The organism is Amycolatopsis sp. NPDC051102 (assembly GCF_040682815.1).
In the GTDB taxonomy this organism is placed as follows: domain Bacteria; phylum Actinomycetota; class Actinomycetes; order Mycobacteriales; family Pseudonocardiaceae; genus Amycolatopsis.
Genome location: NZ_JBFBBT010000003.1, coordinates 232,501 through 253,206, shown reverse-complemented (window position 1 = coordinate 253,206; position 20,706 = coordinate 232,501). Strand labels below are relative to the sequence as shown.

The window sequence follows — 20,706 nt, the reverse complement described above, 5'->3', positions numbered from 1 at the left end:
CGGACGCGGGAGGCGTGATGAACGACAACAACGAAGACGCTCAGGGCAAACAGTTCCGCCTCCTGGACTTCGAGGCGACCTGTCCGAACTGCGCCGTCGCCGTCGGCGAGCCACACGAATACGACGAGTACGACGGCGGGTGTGACGTCGCACGGTGCCTGGTGACCGGGCTGCAGCGGTGCGGCCGTGACCGCGACCACGACTGCGGCCGGGACGTGTGGACCGGGTGGTGGCCCGGCTTGGTCGACTGCGAGGAACTCGGCTGGATGATCGGCCCTGGTTTGCCCGACCTCAACCGCCTCTACACCGAGGCGACCTGGGATCCCGCGCGGTGCCTCTGGGTGAAAGCCGTCTGAGCCTCGGCCGCGCTACACCCGGAGGTATCCAGCATGACCCGTGATCACGCCGACTTCTACGTCGGCACCGGACCGAACGCCCGCTGGCTGGGCTCACTGGCCGACGTCGGCGAGCCGGTCGAGCTGGCCCGCCTCGGCGCGGCGGGCGACACCGAGACGACCGCCGTGCTCTCGGCCACCGAACGGAACGGCTACGAGGAGGCCGTCGCCACGCTGCTCGTCCGCCAGCGTGCCGCTGAGGCCGGTTTCGTCGCCGTACCCGGCCCGGACGGGAAGGCAGGCTTGGCCGTGGCTGCCCCACCAGCAGCGGCTGGTACGCCTACGCCTTCGCCGACGGGCAGGTGCGGGTATCCGCCCAGGGAGGTCCGTGGTTCCGGCCCGACCCGCACCGCCCCGACGGAGGTGCCGGGGTCGCATCCGGTCCGGACGCTGATCTGCCCGTGTTCGGTGACACCACGCCGAAGACCGCGACTTTCACCTGGACCGGCTTCCGGGGCCTGCCGATCCCGATCAGAGCCCACCTTGCCGCCGGGTGCCGCCGGCCTACCTCGCCGGCACCCGCGGCGAAGGTCGGCCTCGCCGTGGCCGGCGCCGCGGAAGTACGTGCTGGGCCGGCGTTGGCCTCTGGCCGACCTCGCCGCTCCGGCTATGCGCGAGGTCCTGCACAGGTTGCTGCGGCCCGGCCCGGCTCGTGGGCCTGCACGTGCTGCCTGTCGATGCGCCGTTCGCCTACGAGCGGGTGGTGACCGCGCTGCGGTTCGTGCTCGACGCCGACCGCTACGCCGAGGGCAACAACCCTGAAGTACGCACGTGAGCTGCTGGAGTCCGCCGGCGACGTCCGCCGCGCAGGCCGTCACCGCCCACTGCACCCACCCAACCGCACCCGTGGCCACCGTGCTGACCGCCCGAACGACAAGGTCACGATCATGGGCTTCACCGGTTCGCTCATCCTCGCCCGCACTCAGGTCGCGCTGACCGACATGCTGGCACCGCACGAGGCGGAGCTCGTCGGCCGTCACGACGACCACTGGCAGCTCGCCGCCGTCATGGGGGACTCCCCGGACATACCCGGCTGGGCCGCCGCACTCGTCGAGGCCACGGCCGCGCCCGTGCTGATCGCGGTTGTCGACGACAGCGACACTGCGCTGCTGCTGGCCGACAGCCCGAACGGGCACCGGTGGATCACGGTGCTCAACGCCCCGGCCGACAGCGCGGGCCGGGCAGCGGTCGCCGACACCAGGGCAATGGCAGCGATCGCCGAGACCGCTGTCGCCTGGGCAGCCGAAGCCGGGCACACCGTCGCCACCGATGCCGTCCTGACGGCGTTGTGCGAGGGCGACCGCGACAACCGCGCCGCCGACCAAAGCGTTCAGCGACGCCCTCGACGCAGGCGATGTCGCGGCAACGCACGAGGTTGGGCGCAACCAGATCTCGTTCATCCAGGTCTACATACTGCGGGTGCTGACCGCGCTCGGAGTTGCCTTGTCAGCCCAGGAAACCGGCTCCTGGTGGGCACATCTAGCCAACCAGGCACACACGCCGTCCCCATACCCCGGAGATCTGCCGACCGGATAGCGAGCGGACGCGAATGTGGTTGTGTCCGAACGGGATTCCGTTGGGACACAACCACATTCGCCATGCCGTCGGGGCGTTAGTTACTCGGCGCGGGGGCAGCCTGCTCTGCCGGGGCGAGCGCAAACCGCCTCGGCTTGTCCTGCGTCTTCGCCGCCACGCCGCTCTCGACCAGCTTGTCCAGCGCGTTGCTCACCGCGCCCGACGACTTCCCGCCCAACGCGTTCGCGATCGCGGTAGGGCCGAACTCCTCGCCGGGGTGGTCGCGCAAGTAGTCCTCGACCATCCCCCGCAACCCACCGGGTGCCAACCGTGCCTTCTTCTCGCCCGTCGCGTCCGCGCCATCCTCGGTCGGCTTGTCGACGTCGGTCGCCGCGCCGTCGGCGGCGGGCTCGCTCACCTCGGCGACGACAGGCTCAGCCTTCACGATGTCGGCCGCTTCGATCCCGACCGGGTGCTGCGCGTCGGCTGCGGTGTCGGTCGGTGTGGTGTCGGTCGGCTCGCCGGGGTCACCCTCGTCGTGGATGACGTCGTCGGTAACGTCGTCGGTGGCGGGCGCGTCCGGGACGACCGGAACGACGACAGGAACCTCCGGCTCGGTGGGCGTGGTGTCGGTCGCGTCGGTGTCGTCCGCCGCAGCGGTGTCCACCGGAGCTGGGTCGACCTGGGTGGCGTCGACTTCGGTGATTGCCCACAAGTCGGCGGCGCGCCGCCCGCCCTCGGCGATCCCGGCGGTGCGGGTGACGCTGCCGTCCGCGACCCATTTCACGAGGATCTTCTGCGCGGTCGACTTCCCAATCTTCGCCGCCGTGGACAGGTCGGCGGCGGTGCTGTTCGGGGCGGCGTGCAACGCCTCCCACAGCTTGTCTTCGGTGTCCGTGCGGACCTTCGCGGCGACGGTCTGCTCGGGAACCGACCGCAGCGTCGGAGCGGATCCGGTCGTGCTGGTGGTGGTGCGGGTTTTGCGGGTGCGGGTCTTGCTGGACAGGACATCCCTCGATTCGGGTTCGTGATCGGTGGTGGGTGGTCATGCCCCGGCCGGAGCGGGTGTGGCCCCCGGTGCGCTGCCGGTGTGTTCGGGCTACACGACTATGGACGCTTCCTTCGGCCCATGAAGTCAAGCGGGTTCGGCAAACAAGACGTCTGTCTCGTGTAGACGGTGGTGTGGCTACAGGCCATAGTTGTCACTTGCATGCGGTAGTTGTCACCAAGATCGTCGTCCGGGCGCCTTCGGCGGTTGGACCACTGGACCGGTGGCCAATCCGACCCCGATGTCGACATTGGGGTGGTCCAGCCGGCCTCCCGCAGGTTCAGGGTGATCCGAGGGCTGCCGTAGGTTCCGCCCGAGGTGGTGAACAGCCTTCCGATCTCCTCGTCCAGGCCGTGCGCGCCGCCGGCAAACACCTCGCTCCTCCTGCCCGAACGGGCAGCGATTCCCACCCGCGTGGCCGGTTGGCCGCCGGGGCCGCGAGGCTTATTTTCGATGCACCTTGCACGTCGGACACCGGGAGCGAGGATGCGTGGTCATGAGCACGAGTCCGAGACGCCCGTCCGCACGCCGGGAACCCGTGATCCGGGCCGGAACGCGCTCCACGACGTGCTCCGGCTCCAGCGCACGGCGGGCAACCGGACCACCGCGCTGGCGCTGATCGCCCTCCAACGGCAGCAGGGCCGGCCGCGACGGCAGCAGGCCGCCCCGGTCGGCTTGCTGACCGTGCGCGGCGAGGGCGCGGGCACGCGGACGCTCTACGCCCAGGAGGAGATCCACGCGACCGGGTTCGCCGCCGCCGCCGACGCGCGCGCGGCTGTGCCGTCGTCGCTGCGCACGGTGGTGGCGATCGTGCGGCAGGGCACGCGGTTCCACGTCTACGACACGCACGTGGTCTGCCCGCGCCCCCGCGAGGATGCGGGCGTGGCCGCGGTGAGCTTCACCCCGCTGGGCCGACCGGACTTCGATCCGGTGGACTTCGTCAACGTCGACGTCACGCCGGACCGCGCCGCCATGGCAGGCGAGCACCCGGAGCAGTCCGGCACGGTGCGCGCCGGCGGCTCGGATGCCGCCCGCGATTTCGAATCGGCGGTGAGCGGCACGCTGGGCCTGACCGCGGACCAGGCGATGCGCTGCCGCATCGCCATCGAGAGCGTGACCGGCCCCGAGGTCGAGCTGCGCGACGAGTTCGTCTTCCCCTTCTACAGCGACCACAAGCTCGTCATCGCCGCCGGTCACGACCTCGACGAGATGAACCGCAAGGACGAGGATGCCGAGTTCCCCGAGTTCGGCAGGCGCGTCCGGCTGCACCCGCGGGTGTTGGACTTCCCGCCGCACCAGCTCGGCGCGCTGCTGTTCCACGAGGCGTTGCACGGCCGCGAGCACCGCCCGTCGGCCGGCTTCGGGATCGGCACGCCCACCCAGACGGCGTTCGAGGCCGAGTCGTACGCGTTGCAGCACGTGATGCTGAACCGCGGCGAGGCCGACGTGGCGCTGCGGGACCTCAGGTCGGTGTTCGCCACCGGCGGCGGCGAGATCGAACGCCCCTTCCTGCCGCGGTTCCAGGAGCAGTGGCGGCAGTGGTACTCGGTGCTGGCGGTCCTCTACGCGGTGGTCGACCGGCGCGTGCCCGGCGACGCGGCGCCGGTGGTCGACGGACGGCGGCTGACCCCCGCCACCGCCCGCGACCTGATCCTCGCCTTCGCCCGCGACTTCTCGCACGGCGCGACGTTCGACCCGATCGTCGCGTGGCCGGGACGGCAGGCCCGGGAGTACCGCTGCCCGTGGTGAACGTTCGGGCAAACGGGTTACCGTGGAGGCTGGCGCCACGGGGCGGTCAGCACGCGCTGCGCACCACCGGCGGCTGGGCGTAGGCGCGCAGCAGGGAATCGGGGCGCAGCCGGTACAGCGCCTCCAGGCTGCGCCGCGAGTAGGCGTGCAACGCATGATCAGCTTGACTGCAACCGAGACGGCCTCAGCGCGTCACGATGCACCGCGGCGCCAGCTGTCCGTATGTGCCAGCAGAGACGAGCTCAACTGTCGATACGCTTCAATGCCTTCTTTGCCTGATCCCTGACATTCTTATCGGAATTTTCGAGGAGCGCCACCACCTGATCTCTGGCCTCTGTGAATCTCATCTTTCCAAGGGCCTCAACTGCGAAGGCGGTGACTGTTGGATCGTCCAGCAGGCTCAGTAATACTTCGCCAACTCTTTCATCCTTGACCTTTGGCAATGAAAGTACTATTTGCGTTCTAGCCTGCCCGTAAACTCTGTCTAAGGGATGTCTCGTAACCCGGTGTCGGGCTGGCTGGGCCGGTAGTTGATCATGTTGGTGTGGTGCAGGTGATCACAGCGTCGCGGCCGGAGTGGATTGCCCCCTTCACCGGCTTGGAGCCGGGCCAGTTCCGCAAGCTGGTGCGGCTGGTCGCGAAGCGAGGCGGGGACGAGATCGCGGACGGTCGCCCGGGTCGGCAGTGGGCGTTGCCGCTGGCCGACCGGGTGTTGCTGGTGGCAACGTATTGGCGGACGAACTTGACGATGCGCCAGATCGGCCCGTTGTTCGGGGTGTCGCACTCGGCGGCACATCGAGTGATCGACACGGTCGGCCCGCTGCTGGCTTTGGCGCCGGTCCGTAAACGCCGAGTGGATGCGGTGGCGATCGTGGACGGCACGCTGGTGCCCACCCGGGATCACCGGTTGGCGACACCGTCGAAGAACTACCGCTACTCGACCAACGTACAGGTCGCGATCGACGCCGAGACGCGGCTGGTCATCGCCACCGGCGATCCGCAACCGGGCAGCCGCAACGACTGCACCGTCTACCGCGACTCCGGCATCGCCGAACAGCTCGCCGGCCGGCCGGTGATGGCCGATGGCGGCTACCAAGGCAACCCCGAGGTCGTCATGCCCTACCGCAAACCCCGCGACGGCAACGACCTGCCCGAGTGGAAAGAAGACCTCAACGCCACCCACCGCACGATCCGCGCTCGCATCGAGCACGTCTTGGCGCGGATGAAGAACTTCAAGATTCTCCGCGACTACCGCCGCGCCGCGAGCACACTCGCCGACACAGTGTCCGGCATCGCGAACCTGCACAACATCCGCCTCGCCGACTGACCGCAACACCAACCCTACCAACCACAGCACGAGTTACGAGACATCACTTAGGGGGCCCGCGCGACCGCCGGCGCGACGGTGAGCTCCGCCAGCTCACCGAACGACCTCGGGCGCTCGCTCGCCGCGGCGAGCAGGACCTCCACCAGACCCAGCCGGTCGGTCAGCGGACGACGCTGCGCCGACAGAGTGTCCACCGTGGCCAGAACATGCGGCTTCCACCCGGTCACCACCACGTACCGCCAGCCGTGCAGCAACGCCACCTCCGCCGAGGCGGCGAACGCCACCCGATCCCGCTCACCAACCCGCGCGGCCGGACGCACATCGATCAACCATCGGCCGGTCCGGGTGTAGGCCAGGAAGTCCGGCACATGCCCCCGCTCCCCGTCGCCGGTCCAGAACCGCAGCCGAAAAGGCTGCGAGATCACCTCGACCAACTCGGCCGCGAAGTCCAGGGCCAGCAGCAGCCGAGCCTCCTCCAACGACTCGTAGGCGTGCAGCCGTCCCGTGCTCACGAGAAACTGCAGCCCCGGCCGGTGCCGCTGAGCCCGGCTCCAGGAGAAGGGCCGAACCGGCTCACAACCAGCCGCCGGCATCGAACCGAGATCCCGCACCGGTGAACTGACCTCGTCGCCCGCATACCGCCACGTCGCCGACCAACGAGATGTCCAATCCGGACGCAAACTCAGGACGTCACGGAACGCAGCGAAGCCGGTATCGCGCTCGATCAGGTCATCCCAAGCACAGTGGTGCGACCACAACTCCGAACCCAACAGGTCGACCCCGCTGGGTCCGCTCACGTACACCGACCCATCCAAGCCAGTCGCGCACTCCGCCCTACGCCGCGACGCGCGACGGTCATCCGAAGTCACTCGATCTTGTCACAACTACGTCGGTACCTGCGCCAGGTGACAAGAAGGTCCTGCAATCGGTGCCAACTATCCCTGGCACTTCCGCGGAGAACCCGATGTCGTAACGGCTTGTTGGTGACAACTGTCGCTTGTGGTCACAGGTGGCGCGGACCTGGGAATCGTTGCGCCACACGGGTCCACTTCGCGCCCATGGCACACATGCCCGTTGACAACCACGCGATCACGAAGCGTCCATACACGTCGGCCACCCGGCCAATCACACGGAAACCAAAGGAGTGTATAGACAATGGCGACCGACCGCGACATTCACGAACCACCCGAACTGGCCGCCGACGTGGCCGTGGACGCGCCGCGACCGGACCCCCAGCCCGATGACACCACCGCAACCGCCGGGGCGTCACAGCCGCCCGACGAGGCGGCGATGCGGGCGTGGGAGGGACTGCCGCCCGACACGGTGATCCTCGCCCCGGAGTTCGTCCCGCCGCCGATGCGATCCCCGACGATGTGTGGGCGATGCTCGTGACGGCGGTGGACATCATCGGCGACGCCGACCCCGACCGCGCGGGCGAGGTGGCGTTGTTCGCGGGCAACTGGGTCGCCGACCAGCCCCCGGCCGACAGCTTGTACGACGGCGACCTCGTGGTGCGCCTGACCCACCCGACCGACCCGACGTACCCGCTGCCCCGCGACCACGCCACGGATGTCGAGATGCTGCTGGCGTACCAGCGACGTTGGCAGCGGGTCGGCCAGTGGCGCGGGCTCGACGACGGCTGGCCGAGCCTCGTCGCGCCGACCGCCGCCGCCGTGATGGGGCTGCACGGCGACGCCACCGAGGCCGCCATCTGGTCGGAGACCCCGCCGCCGTCGACTTCGCCACCTCTGATCAAGTGGGCGCGCGGTGGCATCGCCGAACTGCTGGACGCCGGACTGGTCACGGCGGGCGAGGAACTGGTCTGGAACCGCGGCAACCTCGGAGTCCGGCACACCGCACGCATCCGGGTCGACGGAACCCTGATCCTCGCCGATGGCCGTGTCTTCGCCAACCCGTGCGGTACGACCACCGCACTGGGTGGCAACCACCAGAACGGCTGGAACGCGTTTCGGCGGGTGTCCGACGGCCGCACGTTGGGTGACCTCCGCGCGGAACTCCGCGCACGGCGCGGGAAATAGCCCACCCCCTTCCAATCCGATGCCGGTCCGCGCCGGATCCGCTGTGTGGTGAAAAATTTCGACTGCCGCACAGCGGATCCGGCTGACCGTAGGAGTATCACCGTGACACGCTTCGAGTCCACTGTGGATTGCCTTGTGATGTGGGGCGCACGTGCCGGGGTCGGCCTCGGCTACACCTTGGAGGCCGCCGCCGTACGGCTGGCCGAGGACATCGCCGAGTTGCGTATCGACGGCGGACTCCCGGCGCACGTGTGCACCGTGATCACCGTGCTGCCGCAGCAGCGGGTGCTGGAGATCCGGGTCGAGGGCCTGTCGATCGAGGCGGACCCCGATCGCACGATCATCCGCGAGGTGACCCACGCGCTCTTCGAACTGGCCAGCTACCACAACATCGTCGCGCTCGACGCCACCACGCCGCCGCTGTTCACCCAACGCATCCTGCTCGTCGACAGCGACGGCCGACCGTTCTCTGCTATGATCGGCGCAGCCGTTGGCGACGTGGACGCCGTTACGCCGCAACAGAACCGGCGGGACGTGTAGCACCTGCGTAGTCATCTCCCTTGTACCGGTAGGGTTCGACTTTCACAACCTGGCCGAAGTCTGGCGCGTCCACCATAGAACCTCCACCTATGTAGAGGCCAACGTGGTGGATGTTGTTGGGTGTGCCATAGAAGACGAGGTCGCCCGGCAATAGCGGCTGTCCGGCCGGGACGTGGGGACCGGCGTTGAACTGGGTCTGGGCGGTGCGTGGCAAGGTCACTCCGGCGGCGGCGTAGGCGGCCCTGGTCAAGCCCGAACAGTCGAAGCCCGCGTGCCCGCCGTCGGGTCCGTTTCCACCCCAGACGTAGGGAAGCCCTCTCTGCCCGCAGGCGTAGTTGATCGCGGCAACCGCAACCGCGTTGGTGGCCTGAATGGCGTTGCAGTCGCCCGTACCGACAGTGGCGGCAGCGTCGGCATACTGCTTGGCCTGGTCGATTACTTGTTTCACGTACCAGTCTGCGTGGTTGTAGGCGAAGATCGCCGCCCGCAGATCACCCCGCCGCACTCCGTCGTCGCAGAGCATGAAGGCGGCGGCGTAGATGGCGTCGTGTGGGTTGTAACGCGAGGGTGGGCTGGCACCGCCGGGAGGGATCTGGTGGCGGGCAGGCACTCCGGCGAAGGTGGCGGACTTGAACTGCATCGGCCCGCCCGCTCCATAACCGTTTTCGCCGCTGTGGACGCCGGGCAGGGGCGAGCGGCCGTGATCACTTTCGATTTTGCCAATGGCGGCGAGGATCGACCAGTCCAGCCCTGGACACTCCCCGGCCGCCGCGCGGTATAGCGCGAGGTAGTCGGCGGGGATGTCGGCCAGCGCTGTCGCGCTGGGCTGGCTGTCTCCACCACCGAACAGGGCGGAGATCGCGGCTGACACTCCGTTCCCGATCAACGTCGGGATAAAAAGAATCAGGCCGATCACAATGGCGCCGACTTTCAGAATCATCGAGTACTCACCGCCTGCCTGTGCTCGGCCCGCGTGAGATGGCGGCCGGCGGCATCGGCGCGGGGGCCGGGGCCATTAGCGCGAGCGTCGAGTCCGGCGCGAGAGCCGACTCGCCGTCCGTGCTGCTGGTGCTGGGGGGCGCGACGTGCGGCCAGGCGTCGAGCAACCGGTGCAACTCGCGCCGGGTGTTCACCGCATTTCCGCTGGTGGTGTCCAGGGGCAACCAGACCTCGTCGGCAGGACTCGGGTGCGCCGCCTCGGGGTTGAGCAGCTCGGCCGCGGCGGTGGCGACCGGGACCGAGCGCGGATCGTCGAGCTCGCGCCAGGCCCGCGCCAGCAGCCGGCGGGCGGTGGCCTCACGTCGCGAGGTCGGCAGCCACACCAGCAGCGGCGTGGTGATCCCGGTGGCCTCGGCAAGGGCGGCGTAGCCGGCCAGTTTCCCGGCGAGTTTGGCCAGGACTTCGGTGCCGAAGTCGTACTCGAGGAAGAACTCGATCTCCCCACCGGCGCTGGCCCACCGGCCGTAGGCATCGGGCTTGATCAGGTCCCCGAAGTGCCGCGCGCAGCGGGCTTCCGACCACCACGCGCCGAGCGTGCTGTGCTCGTCGGCGTCGCTGTGGCGGGCGCGGTCGACCAGGGCGGTGAACCACTCGGCGACACCGACAGTGTGCGCGAGCCGCAGCGAATGGGCTACCCCGAAGGCGCGGTCGTGGCGGTAGCCGAGTTCCTTGACGTCCAAGCCGTCCTCGGCGGCCAGCACCGCAGCCCCGGCGGGCGCGAGGACGTAGTGCATCGGCGCGGTGCCGACGGTGATGAACGGCTGGAACCGGTCCACCACGCCCCACTGGAACAGCTCTCGCAACCGCATCCGGCCCGAGCGGAACGACGGGAAGGCGAGCGCGGTGATCTGGTGGGCGGTGAGCACGCGGTGCTCGTGCAGCATCCGGATGATCCACCGATCGCGCGGCGTCAGCCGCCACGCCAGCACCGCCTGGTGATCGGCGTTGTTCGCCGCGCGCGGGGTGGGCCGGGTTGCCTTGTGGCCTCGAAGAGTGCGCTGCCTGGTGGGATTGGTGATCATGACGCGAACCTCCGGAAAGTGTTGTGCGAAATGGACTTCCACCCGTCTTTGTGGGTGTGGCCGAGTCGGGTCAGGACTGCTGGCGGCGTGGATCGGCGCTCCGCGCCCGGACGCCGGACTGGCCTCGGCGATCGCCGCTATTCGGCCGCGTCGGCCCCGAGGTCCCGGCGGGCCGCTGCGGTGGCCGGGTTGGGGTCTGCGAACTGGGCGCAGACGCAGTGGCACCAGGAACTCGGCTGCGCAAGACCCGGCGAGCGATGCCGCGGATCTCCCGTGCTCGGCCAGGAATCGCGCGAGGAAGCGGCTGGGTGCGCATGGTGAACGGCTGCGCCTCTTCCCCGTTGAGCACGAGCCGCACGGCGGCGTGGTAGACGCCCAGGTGCGCCAGGTCGTGATCGGACAGCCGGGGCGCGGTGTGCCGGGACAGCTCGCGAGAGTCCTCCGGCGAGGCGTTGAAGAAGATCTTGCTGCGAGCGTTGGTGGACATGCCCTCCCGCAACTCACGGGGAAGCTGACCAAGATGCTGATGCGCCAACGTCATCGCGACACGGAAACCCCGCGCCTCGGCCAGCATGTCCTCGATCGGATAGGGCAAGTTCAAGAAGTTGTGACACTCGTCGATCACCATCGACGCGTCCCGCCGCTGGCGTTGCGGCGTGCGGGCACGGGCGGTCGTGGCCTGCCAGGTCCGTGCGACCACCAGCGACCCGACCAGCCGGGTGGTTTCCTCGCCGAGCGAGCCTTTCGGGATGCGCACCAGGCAGATCCCGCCGTCGAGCACCTCACCCATGTCCACCGTGGAATGTCCGCCCGCGATGGCGTCGCGCACGAACGGCCGCAGCAGGAACGCCCGCAGCTTGTTCATCAGCGGGCTGATCACCTGGCTGCGGGAGGAGTCGGTGAGTTCCTCGTACCAGGACCAGAACCCCCGCAGCACCGGGTCGGTGATCCCGGCGGTGACCCGTGATCGGAAGGCGGGATCTGCCAGCAGCTTGGGCAGATCAGCGAGTGTGGCGACGCCTTCCTGGGTGCGAAGGGTCAGACAGGCGGCCCGCATCACGTCGTCGGTGCGCGGCCCCCAAAACGCGCTGTAGACCCGCCGGAACACCGAGACGAGGTTGTCGACGGTCAGGTCGGTTTCCCCGCCGTCCAACGGGTTCAGACACGGCGGCCGAGACTTCGAGTCAGCGTCGAAGATCACGACACGATCCGCCACTGAGCGAGGCAGGCGGGAGAGCATGTCGGTGACGAGGTCGCCCTTGGGGTCGATCAGCACAATCCCGCGCCCGGCCTCGGCGTCGGCCAGGATCATGTTGCCCAGCAAGGTGGATTTACCGGAGCCGGTCGCGCCGATGACGTGCAGGTGGTGCCGCGCGTCGGGGACGCGCAGCGCCACGGGGCGTTCGTGTCCGGTGTCGGTGACCCCGATCGGCTTGGCCTGCGGGTCGGGCGTGGCGATGCCCGGTGGCGGGGAGATCGCGCGGGCGCCGGCACGCTGCACGCCGGGGATCGCCTCGTCGGTCGGCAAGTGCGCCAGCGCCGCCAGTTCGGCCACGGACAGCAGGTCGCCCTTGCCGAGGCGCCGGTCGGCCAGCACAGGGCCGGGGTGGCGGACGCGGTGGCGGGTGTAGTGGTTGTGCTCGGTGTAGGAGGCGAAGCTCGCGGCTAGCGCGTGTGCCCGTCCGCGGGCGACGTCCCGCGCTTGGCGGACCTCGCTCTCGGTCGCGTCGGCGGGCAGGAGGGTGGCGACGGCGTAGCGGATGACGGTCTCGTACTGCGAGCCGCGTTGTTTGGCGACGATGGCGCGGTTCTGCGCCGCGTACTCGAGCGAGGTCTGCGGATCACTGTGCAGCGCCCCTGACTTCGTGGTGTTCCGCGTGGACCTGGATTTCACGCCGGGAGTGACCAGGTCGAGCAGGCGGCCGACGACGCGGGTGGAGCCGCCGGTGTGGACTCGCCGCGCGGAGCGTCGGGCTTTGGCGACCCGGCGGCCGGTGACCGGGCGGGCGAGGATTTGCACGCAGGCGTACTCGTCGCGGCCGAGCCCGACCGGGGCGCCGATCAGGGCGCGGAGCGGGTCGGCGTCGAAGTCGGTGCGGATCGGCAGCGCCTCGGAGCGGGCGAGACGGAGTTCGCCGCCGACGACCAGCCGTCGCTGTTCGGAGTTTGGCGGTGGCAAGGGCGGGTCGGCGGTGCCGACCCGCGTGTGTGAGCCGGGCCAGGCGGCCTCGATGGCACGCTCGACCAGACCGGGTGGGATCACGCCGGGCACCCACAGCCGGATGCCGACCCCGGCCTCGGAAAAGGTGTACTCGCAGGCCACGTGTGGCTGGCCGGTGAACCACCGGCGCCAGGCCGGGCGCAGCAGCCCGACGAGGTTGGACCACAAGGCCGCGCCGCCCGCGGGGTCGACGGTGGGCGGGGCGAGCACGGTGACCTGGCGGGCGTCGGCGATCAGCCTCGCGTGACAGCTCCGCGCCCACCGGCGCCGGCCGATCACGAAGCCCGCAATGCCGACCGCGAGCACCGGGGCGACGGTCGGCCCCCAGGTGATCGCCCAGTCCCGCAGGTGACCCAGCAGCCGCAGCAGCGCACCGCCGGGGTTGCGCAGGTAGTCCCCGAGCCACCCATTCGTCAGGCCAGTCCGCACGATTCCGTGAGCAGCAAGCGCAGTGGGCAGCTCGGGGTGGTTGAGGGCAGCCGGTATCCAGGAAAGCATTACGGGTCCTTCCAAGAAAGAAATGCTCAATCGGAAAAGGGACGGCCGACGTCAGGCGGCGTCGAGTTCGATGTCGTCATCAGCACCGAACGAACCGAACTCATCGCCTTCAGTCGCGTACGCCTGCTCGCTGGCAAAGCCCAGGTCCACGAAGGACTGCTCCTCGGCTTCGGTGTCGCCGGGGTCGACGTCCGCGGCGTATCCGGCGAGTTCGGCCGGATTACTCGTGACGAGGTAGTGCTCGGTGGGCGAGGCAATACTTTGGAACGCGACGCGCTGGGTGCCCGCTGACAGCAATCCCTGACCTCGGTCCGCCGACAGCACGAATTGTCGCTCCCCGGCCGACAGGTCGAAGGTCTGGGTGATCTCGTCGATGGCTTGGGACGCCTGCCGCAGCAGCACTTGGGTCGCTGCGTTGGCCACCACGGCTTTGCCGAGATCGTTACCGAGAACGTCGGCGGTGTCCTGGGTGGCGACGGTCAAGCCTGCCCAGTGTTTCCGGGAGGCTTTGGCCATGCGGAACAGGAACTCCGCGCCGGACTTTTCTTTCATCAGCAGCCACGCCTCGTCTACGACCACCAGGCGCGGGCGGCGGATCGCGGGATTGGATACCCGCCGCCACACCGCGTCGAGGGTGAGCAGCGTGCCGATGGCTTTCAGCTCGTCGGGCAGGTCGCGCAGGCTGAATACCACCAGGTGGCCTTCGGGGTTGGTGGTGGTCGGGCCGTCGAACAGCTGCTTGAACGCGCCCTCGACGAATGGGTGCAGCCTCGCGGCGAGTTCGGCGGCGGCCCGGTCGCCGGCCTGGCCCGCGGTGGCCAGCTGGTCGCGCATGGTCCGCAAGGTCGGTGAGGGCCGGGTCCAGGTGCGGGCGTCGGCGGTGATCCCCACCGATTGGTACGTCGCGGCGATGCCCCGGTCCAGCGCGGCCCGCTCGGCGGCTTCCAGCTCATTGCCGACGAGCACCGAGATGACGGTGTGCAGGAAAAGCGACCGCCGTACGAGGGCGTCTTTTGGTGCGGTGCGGCGGCCGTCGGCGCGGGTGTGGATGGGCAGGTCGAACGGGTTGAGGCGGACGTCGCGGGCACCGAGGTGGACGTAGGTGCCGCCGACGGCGGCGGCCAGGCGGGCGTACTCGTCCTCCGGGTCGACGACCGCGATCTCGATCCCTCGGTACAGCGACCGGAGCAGTTCGAGCTTGACCAGGTAGGACTTGCCCGCGCCGCTGCGCCCGAGGATCACGCTGTTGTGGTTGTGCATCCCCTCGCCGAAACGATCCCAATGCACCAACCCCTGCGATCCGACGTTGTAGCCGTACAGCACGCCGGACGGCGCGGCCACCGAGGTCGGGTCGGCCGCGGGCAGGTCGGGCGAGGTGAACGGGAACGCCGCCGACAACGCGCTCGTGTCGAAAGTGCGCCTCATTCCGATCAGGTCCAGGCCCATCGGCAGGGTCGACACCCAGCCCTGCAGTGACCGGTAGGTGGTGTGCTTGGCATCGAGCAACAGGCTCGCCGCCAGCGAGCGCAGCGCCGCTACTTCGTCGGCCAGCGCCCGCTCGGACGGGGCATGGATCGTGAGATAGAGCCCGACGCGGAACAGCTTGCCTTCGCCGCGCGCCACCCGGGAGGACAGGTCGTAGGCGTCCTCGGTGGCGGCTTCGACCTGCGGGTCGTAGAGGCGGCCGTGCTCGGCGGTGTGCCGCCGGCCGCTCTCGAGTTTGGCGAGCTGTTTCTTCAGCCGTGCGGCGGCGGTGGCCGGGTCGATCGGCTCGACATGCAGCGCGACGTCGAGGCGGCCGGGATAGGTCAGCAAGGGTGCGAGCCAGCCGGGGTGCACCTCACGCGGGAACCCGGTCACGGCGAAGCTGGACACCCACTCGTTGCCGACTTCGAGATGTCGTGCGCCGACGGACAGGGCGTCCGGCGTGAACGCGGCTGCCGGGTGGTGGGCGGCGGCGGGCCGGGTGTTGGGACGGCGCTGGCCGCGCCGCGTTCGGGTGGTCATCACAACCGGCCCCTCTCCAGGTAGTCGTCGTCTTCGTCCTCGTAGTCCCAGTCGTCGACCTCGCCGTCGTCCGGGCCGTACTCGTCCTCCTCGACCGCGGCACGGCCGTCCTCCGGCCAGAAGCCGGTGTCCGCGAGGTCGTCGTCCAGGTCGGTGCCGCCGGCGGTGGTGATGACCTCGTCGGCACCGGCCAGGCCAGCGGAGGGCGGCAGCAGGGTGTCGGGGTTGCACGCCGAGGCGAGCACGGCGGTGGCCTGCCCGGCGTCCAGCGGGGTGACCACGATCCCGGCGGGCGAGAGCAGTTCGATCGCTTCGCTGAGGCGGCGCACCAGCCGTGACTCCGCCGCCCGTCGCGCCCCGGCGCTCGCCTGGGTGGTCTCGGCATTCACGCGGCGTTTGCCGCGGGTCAGCGAGGACAGCACGGATAGGGGGCCGGGGCCGCCGAGCCCGTCGGTCGGCCCGGCGGCGCCCATGGGCTCGCGCAGGATCAACAGCACCTGACGGCGCAGCAGGTCGGTCTGCTCGCCGAGCTGCACCAGGTAGTCGGCGTGCTCGATGGCGGCTGCTTCCAACGCCGGGTGCGGTAGCCCGCCCGCGCGTTCCCGCAGCTCGGCGATCTGGCCGGACAGGTCGAGTCGTTCGGTGCGCACCAGCACCTGCACGGGCGCGGTCAGGCTGTGCAGGTAGCGGCCGAAACTGGCGACCAGGGACTCCTGCTCGGACGGTGTCCGCAGCGCGAAGTTCACCGTGGAAGCGACCGCGACGACGGCCAGGCCGTCGGTGCCCAGGTCGACCACGCCGGTGTCGGCGACCGCCTCGGCGGGCAGCCGCAACGCTGACGGCGAGATCTGCTCGGGCACCGCCGCCTTGCTCTTGGCCTTGGCCGGCTTGCCCTTGCCAGTGGTCCGGCTCGCACTCGTGGCGGCGGTCTGGCTGGTCAGCCATTCCGGCGCGGGGCGAACGCCTTCGGGGGCGGCGACCCGGTGGCGCGGTCCCATGCGTTGCTGGATCGCGGCGACCAGCAGCCGGTCCATCGAGATCCCATCGCGCTGACCAAGCGCAATGACGGCCGCGCTCACCCCGATCGGGATAGCCAGCGCGAGGAACACCGGTAGCGGCATAACCGCGCGAGTGGTGGTCCACCCGGCGTAGAGCACCAGGCCGGTCACCGCGAGGATCGCTAGTTGGCGGGCGGTCAACGGGCCGATCACTTTGTCAGCCATGTCGACGTCGGCGGGAATGCGAACAGGCGAAGTCACGACTTACCTCCGGGCTTGAGTGGTGGCGGCGAGGGACGCCGCGGCGGTTTCGGCAGATCCAGCGGGAGCCGGAACTGCTGCCCGGCGGGCGAGGCCGGTCGCGGCGGTGGCGTCGCCGGTGTCGGGATCGACGGGCGCGGTGTGCGGCGCACGCCGTCCAGTGGCAGCGGGTACTGCCCGGAGCGGGTGGCCCGGTTGCCCTTGTACGGATCGAACGGCAGCTCCATCTGCTGCCCGCTCCGACGCCGACTGCCCGGCTGGTTGGGCGATGCCGGAGGCGGTGTCGGCTTGACGCGCTCGGCGTCCAGCGGCAACCGGTACTGGCCGTCGCGCCCGAGGACCGGCTTGTTCTCCGGCCAGTCGTCTCCGAGTGGCAGCGCCAGCTGCCGGCCCTCCCCGGCCTTCGGTTTCGGCGCGGGAGCGGGCTTGGGCTTCGCGACTGGACGGCTGCGGCGAACACCGGCCAGCGGCAGCACGTACTGGCCGTCAGCGGTGGTGCGGGCGTGGGCGTAGGGGTCCGCAGGTCCCCGACCGCCACCGTCGCTTCCGCGACCGCCGCCGGAGGAGCGAGACTTGCGGCCACCGCCGCCCCGGCCGCCGAGCAGGCCGAAGGTCTTGTACGCGATGAAGCCGCGCACGATCGAGCCGAGGATCGAACGACCACCACTGCCCTTTACCGAGGACAGCACCCAGAACGGGATCTTGAACAGGATGTACATCAGCGCGAGCGCGACGAGCAGGTTGACCAACCCGCTGACGGTCGGGCCGAACAAGGTGAAGCCGCCGGGCGCGAGGAACACCTTCATCGCGGTGATCAACGCCAGCGACTGTCCGACCTGGATGGCCAGGCAGCCGCCCCCGGCTTTCCACCACCAGAAGGCGATGCCTTCGGTCTGTGGAGTGGCGTGGCACATGAGCGCGATCGGTGCCCCGGCGATCAGGATCACCGTCAGCGCAACCCTCACGATGTAGGTGACCAGCAGAACGACCAGCATCCCCACGATGAAAATGCCGAGGAAGATGGTGAAGATCCCGCCGTTGAGAGATCCGAGGACGAGGTTCTTCAACGTGTCGCCGGCCGCGCTGGCGTCCACGCCGTCGCCCATGATCGCTTGGGCCAGTCCGTTGGCGAGCTCGATGGCTTTGGTCGCCACCCACAGCGACAGGGCTCCGGCGAGGAACCCGACCACGATCCGGGGAGCGAGCTCCTTGATCGAGTGCCGGGTCTGCAGGGTCTGGTAACTCATCACCAGGACGCCGGCGATGAGGATCAACAGCCCGTAGCAGGCGAGCAGGATTTGCCAGGAGTTGCTCCACAGCTCCCCGATCCGCGGCAGCGAGTCGGGCGTCGGTGTGGTCAGCAGCGTCTTGGACAGCAAGTCCAAAAGCGGGTTCAACGCGGCAGTGACGATGCCCCGGAAGAAGGCGTTGATCGCGTTGGTGATGCAGCCGCCGATGTCGGTGATCCCGCAGTCGGCCTCGCCGTTGTCACCGTTGCCGGGCTGGCCGGTGCCGGGGTTGGTGGGCGGTGCCGAAGTCGGCGGCTGCGGGATGCAGCCCTCCCCCGTGCACGGAGGAGCCGGAGCGGTGGACGGGTGCGTGCACTCGTACTGCAGCGAACCGGGGAAGCACGTCACCGGCGTGCTCGGCCCGGTCGGGATCGGCAGCGGGACGCCGGTGAGCGGCGGAGTGGTCGTCGGCGCCGGCAGATGGCAGACCGGCAACGGTGAGTCCGGTGTGCATGGATCGCCGGTCGGCAGCGGCAACGGTGGTGCGGGCGCGGGCTGTGCGGCGGCCGGACCGCCGGGCGTTGCGGCGGCGCTGACGGCGAGGGTGCCGCCGAGCAGGACGACCAGGCTCAGCGCCAGCATCACCAGCGCTCGGCTTCGCGTCATGCGCAGCCGCCGAACCCATCGTCCGGGCCGGGTGCGCCGGCCACCGGCACGCCGCGCGCTCGCGGCCGGGAGCGCGAGCAGTTCCCGGCTGGCGCCGGTGGCCTCAGCGCGAGCCTGAGTGGGCTCGGCGGGGCGCAGGCTGTGGACGGTCGGGGTGGCTGATGTCCGACGACGGGTGGGCCTGGTCGTGGACATGGCTCAGGCCCCCACGATGCCCTGGAGCACGGTGACGACCAGGGGTGCAAGGGCGGCCAGGCCGTAGCCGATCGCGGCGGCCTTGAAGCACTCCTTGGCCTTCTCCTGCTCGCCGGGATCGCCGCCGCCCATGACTCGGCGGACTCCGCCGATGGACAGGAAGACGGTCGCCAAACCGGCGAGCACGCCCATCACCCAGTTGCGGATGTTGGTCAGGACCTGATCAACAGATCCGGCCAGGGCGACCACGACGGTGTCCGCGTGCGCGGCCGTGGCGGGCACGAACAGCGCGACCACAAGCACGCCGATCAGCACGACGAGCTTGCGGCGGAGGGTGGCCCGGCGGCAGCCCGCTGACGCGGAAGACATCGGAGGGGTGGCCGTGGTGCCAGTGGAGGGGTGAGAGGTGCAGGAGCTGGTCCGCCGGGCTCGGCGAGCCGCCCCGCGAGGCAGGGGGACGGGTCCGCGGCGAGGCCGACGGTCGCGCGAGCGGCGGTCGGGCCGGCGACGGATGGGCGAATGGGTCAGGCGCATCGCGGCACCTCCGGAGTCGTGCTCGACAGCCGCCGGGGTGTCCCGGCAAAGCGGTCGAGCGAGGCGGTGTGCGCGGGAGCGGCTGGGGTCCTCCCGCAGCCCTCGACTCCGGATTCGAGGGCCTTTTTCCAGGCGCGTGACCGAACCGTGACCAACGACTTTCCGCCGATCCTGGTCACCGTGCGTGACTTTCGGGCCGGTCGTCGTGGGGTACGGCAGGCACCACTCGCGGCGGTGGTGATGGCCGTCGCGTTCACCGCTCGGATCTCCACGTCGCGCTCGCGGCGGTCGGCGGGGTCGTCGTGCGGGGCTTGGTCGGTGAGCCAGGCGAGCAGACGTGCTTCGGCTTGGCTGCGGACCCAGTGCAGGGCCGTGACCTTGACGCCGCGGTCGACCGCGGCAGCAGTGAGCGTGTAGTCCTCGAGACGGGTCGAGCCGATCAGTTCGGCCTCGTCGCCGGTGATCGCTCCGTCGGCGACGGCGCGGGCGAGGACGAAGTCCGGGTGCCCCCACGGCGGGGCTGGTTCGCTGGAGTGGAAGTCCTCGTCCGTAGGCATCGGGCGGTCGAGCGCCTCGCGGATGAACAGGTGTCCCGCGCGCAATCCGGCGCAGCGCAGCCGCCACATGACCCACGGCCTGGCGAGGTCGATGCTCGCCAGCTCGGACAGGAAGCCGGTCAGGATCGCGGCGTGGATGTCGCGGTGGTCGTCGGCGTACGGCGCGGACAACTCGGCGGCGATGGCGAACAGCGCGGGCAGCGCGACGCCGACGCACGCCACGGTCCAGGTGCCACCCTCGTCGCGGGAGCGGGTGACCAGGTGGATCCAGATCGGGTCCACGGTCGACATGGGAAGGGTGGCGTCGAGCAGCAGGTCCCGCAGCTCGTCGAGGGGCACCCGCCGCCGTGGCAGGCCGGGGAAGCGCCAGCCGTCGATCGAGACCGGGTTCGGCCCGCTGACCAACCACTCGAACGCTGTACGCGCGGAATCCAGCGGCAGTGAGTCACGCTCGAAAGGCGTGCGGCGGAATATGCGATTCGGGGCCATGTCGGCTCCTTTGCGTGGTCGGATAAACAGCGACCATGCAAGTAAGCAGAATCAGGTCCACCAAAACGCCACGAAACCGCCACCAAATGGCCTCCAAAATGCCACCGATGATCTTGATCGGCCGCTTCAGGCCGCCGCCAAGATCATCTAAGGTCGCCGCGCACACCCTTGCGGAAGGCCGGGCAAGATCATTTTATGGTGAGCGGTAATAGCTTACGAGCTGCGACAACAGTGTTTTGGTGGCGTTTTGGTGGCGTTCCGGTAGTAGGTTGCCGGGCATCGGGCAGGCCAGGACGCAAGCCTCAACCGTGCTCGCGCCTCAACGTTGCCGGAAAAATCTGGAGCCTTCGCGACGCTCGACTCAACCAGGGGCTCCACGCGCGCGAGCCTCATGCGCGTTCTTTGTTTCCAAATGAC

19 protein-coding genes are annotated in these 20,706 nt (G+C 69.7%); 7 read left to right on the top strand and 12 right to left on the bottom strand.

The window, feature by feature from the left end; translation table 11 throughout:
* Nucleotides 1-17 precede the first annotated feature (17 nt).
* Complete coding sequence (locus AB0M93_RS11575) at nt 18-356, top strand: hypothetical protein (RefSeq protein WP_364271355.1); 339 nt, start codon at nt 18-20, stop codon at nt 354-356.
* A 1,015-nt stretch (nt 357-1,371) separates the two neighbouring features.
* Here AB0M93_RS11575 and AB0M93_RS11570 read toward each other — a convergent pair.
* Nucleotides 1,372-1,593 (bottom strand): hypothetical protein, encoded by a 222-nt coding sequence (locus AB0M93_RS11570; RefSeq protein ID WP_364271352.1) that lies wholly within the window; start codon nt 1,591-1,593, stop codon nt 1,372-1,374.
* Nucleotides 1,594-2,007: 414 nt separating this feature from the next.
* Nucleotides 2,008-2,778, bottom strand: coding sequence for a MarR family transcriptional regulator (locus tag AB0M93_RS11565; RefSeq protein WP_364271349.1), 771 nt, complete (start codon nt 2,776-2,778; stop codon nt 2,008-2,010).
* 22 nt (nt 2,779-2,800) lie between these two features.
* On the opposite strand from AB0M93_RS11565, the gene AB0M93_RS11560 reads away from it, so the two are divergent.
* Both AB0M93_RS11560 and AB0M93_RS11555 read left to right on the top strand, forming a co-directional pair.
* Nucleotides 2,801-2,941 (top strand): hypothetical protein, encoded by a 141-nt coding sequence (locus AB0M93_RS11560; RefSeq protein ID WP_364271346.1) that lies wholly within the window; start codon nt 2,801-2,803, stop codon nt 2,939-2,941.
* A gap of 503 nt (nt 2,942-3,444) precedes the next feature.
* Nucleotides 3,445-4,707 carry a hypothetical protein gene (locus AB0M93_RS11555; protein ID WP_364271343.1) on the top strand — a complete coding sequence of 421 codons (1,263 nt, stop codon included), beginning with the start codon at nt 3,445-3,447 and terminating at the stop codon, nt 4,705-4,707.
* Nucleotides 4,708-4,949: 242 nt separating this feature from the next.
* Here AB0M93_RS11555 and AB0M93_RS11550 read toward each other — a convergent pair whose 3' ends face one another.
* The gene (locus AB0M93_RS11550) at nt 4,950-5,150 is read right to left on the bottom strand and encodes a HEAT repeat domain-containing protein (protein WP_364271340.1); all 201 of its coding nucleotides are present in this window, start codon (nt 5,148-5,150) and stop codon (nt 4,950-4,952) included.
* 104 nt (nt 5,151-5,254) lie between these two features.
* Between AB0M93_RS11550 and AB0M93_RS11545 the strand changes: the two genes are divergently transcribed.
* Entirely contained in the window at nt 5,255-6,034 is a 780-nt protein-coding gene (locus AB0M93_RS11545; RefSeq protein ID WP_364272837.1) for a transposase family protein, read from the top strand.
* Nucleotides 6,035-6,081: 47 nt separating this feature from the next.
* On the opposite strand, the gene AB0M93_RS11540 is transcribed toward AB0M93_RS11545, so the two are convergent.
* Entirely contained in the window at nt 6,082-6,831 is a 750-nt protein-coding gene (locus AB0M93_RS11540) for a TnsA-like heteromeric transposase endonuclease subunit (protein ID WP_364271337.1), read from the bottom strand.
* Nucleotides 6,832-7,189: 358 nt separating this feature from the next.
* On the opposite strand from AB0M93_RS11540, the gene AB0M93_RS11535 reads away from it, so the two are divergent.
* The 3 genes from AB0M93_RS11535 to AB0M93_RS11525 all read left to right on the top strand — a co-directional run bounded on the left by AB0M93_RS11535 (nt 7,190) and on the right by AB0M93_RS11525 (nt 8,613).
* The gene (locus AB0M93_RS11535) at nt 7,190-7,426 is read left to right on the top strand and encodes a hypothetical protein (RefSeq protein ID WP_364271334.1); all 237 of its coding nucleotides are present in this window, start codon (nt 7,190-7,192) and stop codon (nt 7,424-7,426) included.
* On the top strand, nt 7,417-8,073 hold the full coding sequence (locus AB0M93_RS11530) for a hypothetical protein (protein ID WP_364271331.1): 657 nt from the start codon (nt 7,417-7,419) through the stop codon (nt 8,071-8,073). The genes AB0M93_RS11535 and AB0M93_RS11530 overlap by 10 nt, the downstream gene beginning before the upstream one ends.
* Nucleotides 8,074-8,175: 102 nt before the next feature.
* Nucleotides 8,176-8,613, top strand: a complete 438-nt coding sequence (locus tag AB0M93_RS11525; protein ID WP_364271328.1) for a hypothetical protein — start codon at nt 8,176-8,178, stop codon at nt 8,611-8,613.
* On the opposite strand, the gene AB0M93_RS11520 is transcribed toward AB0M93_RS11525, so the two are convergent.
* From AB0M93_RS11520 to AB0M93_RS11485, 8 genes are all read right to left on the bottom strand, one after another.
* Nucleotides 8,582-9,553 (bottom strand): bifunctional lytic transglycosylase/C40 family peptidase, encoded by a 972-nt coding sequence (locus tag AB0M93_RS11520; RefSeq protein ID WP_364271325.1) that lies wholly within the window; start codon nt 9,551-9,553, stop codon nt 8,582-8,584. The genes AB0M93_RS11525 and AB0M93_RS11520 overlap by 32 nt on opposite strands.
* A 7-nt stretch (nt 9,554-9,560) precedes the next feature.
* Nucleotides 9,561-10,634, bottom strand: coding sequence for a replication-relaxation family protein (locus AB0M93_RS11515; protein WP_364271322.1), 1,074 nt, complete (start codon nt 10,632-10,634; stop codon nt 9,561-9,563).
* 70 nt (nt 10,635-10,704) lie between these two features.
* Nucleotides 10,705-13,353: a DUF87 domain-containing protein gene (locus tag AB0M93_RS11510; protein ID WP_364271319.1), complete on the bottom strand. Its 2,649-nt coding sequence runs from the start codon at nt 13,351-13,353 to the stop codon at nt 10,705-10,707.
* A gap of 51 nt (nt 13,354-13,404) precedes the next feature.
* Complete coding sequence (locus tag AB0M93_RS11505; RefSeq protein WP_364271316.1) at nt 13,405-15,360, bottom strand: DUF87 domain-containing protein; 1,956 nt, start codon at nt 15,358-15,360, stop codon at nt 13,405-13,407.
* Nucleotides 15,360-16,619, bottom strand: a complete 1,260-nt coding sequence (locus AB0M93_RS11500) for a PrgI family protein (RefSeq protein WP_364271313.1) — start codon at nt 16,617-16,619, stop codon at nt 15,360-15,362. Before AB0M93_RS11500 ends, AB0M93_RS11505 begins: the two co-directional genes overlap by 1 nt.
* A complete protein-coding gene (locus tag AB0M93_RS11495) occupies nt 16,616-18,514 on the bottom strand; it encodes a hypothetical protein (RefSeq protein ID WP_364271310.1) in 1,899 nt (632 codons plus the stop codon). Before AB0M93_RS11495 ends, AB0M93_RS11500 begins: the two co-directional genes overlap by 4 nt.
* Before the next feature lie 198 nt (nt 18,515-18,712).
* On the bottom strand, nt 18,713-19,078 hold the full coding sequence (locus tag AB0M93_RS11490; RefSeq protein WP_364271307.1) for a pilin: 366 nt from the start codon (nt 19,076-19,078) through the stop codon (nt 18,713-18,715).
* A gap of 155 nt (nt 19,079-19,233) precedes the next feature.
* Nucleotides 19,234-20,289 carry a hypothetical protein gene (locus tag AB0M93_RS11485; protein WP_364271304.1) on the bottom strand — a complete coding sequence of 352 codons (1,056 nt, stop codon included), beginning with the start codon at nt 20,287-20,289 and terminating at the stop codon, nt 19,234-19,236.
* Between the last annotated feature and the right edge of the window lie 417 nt (nt 20,290-20,706).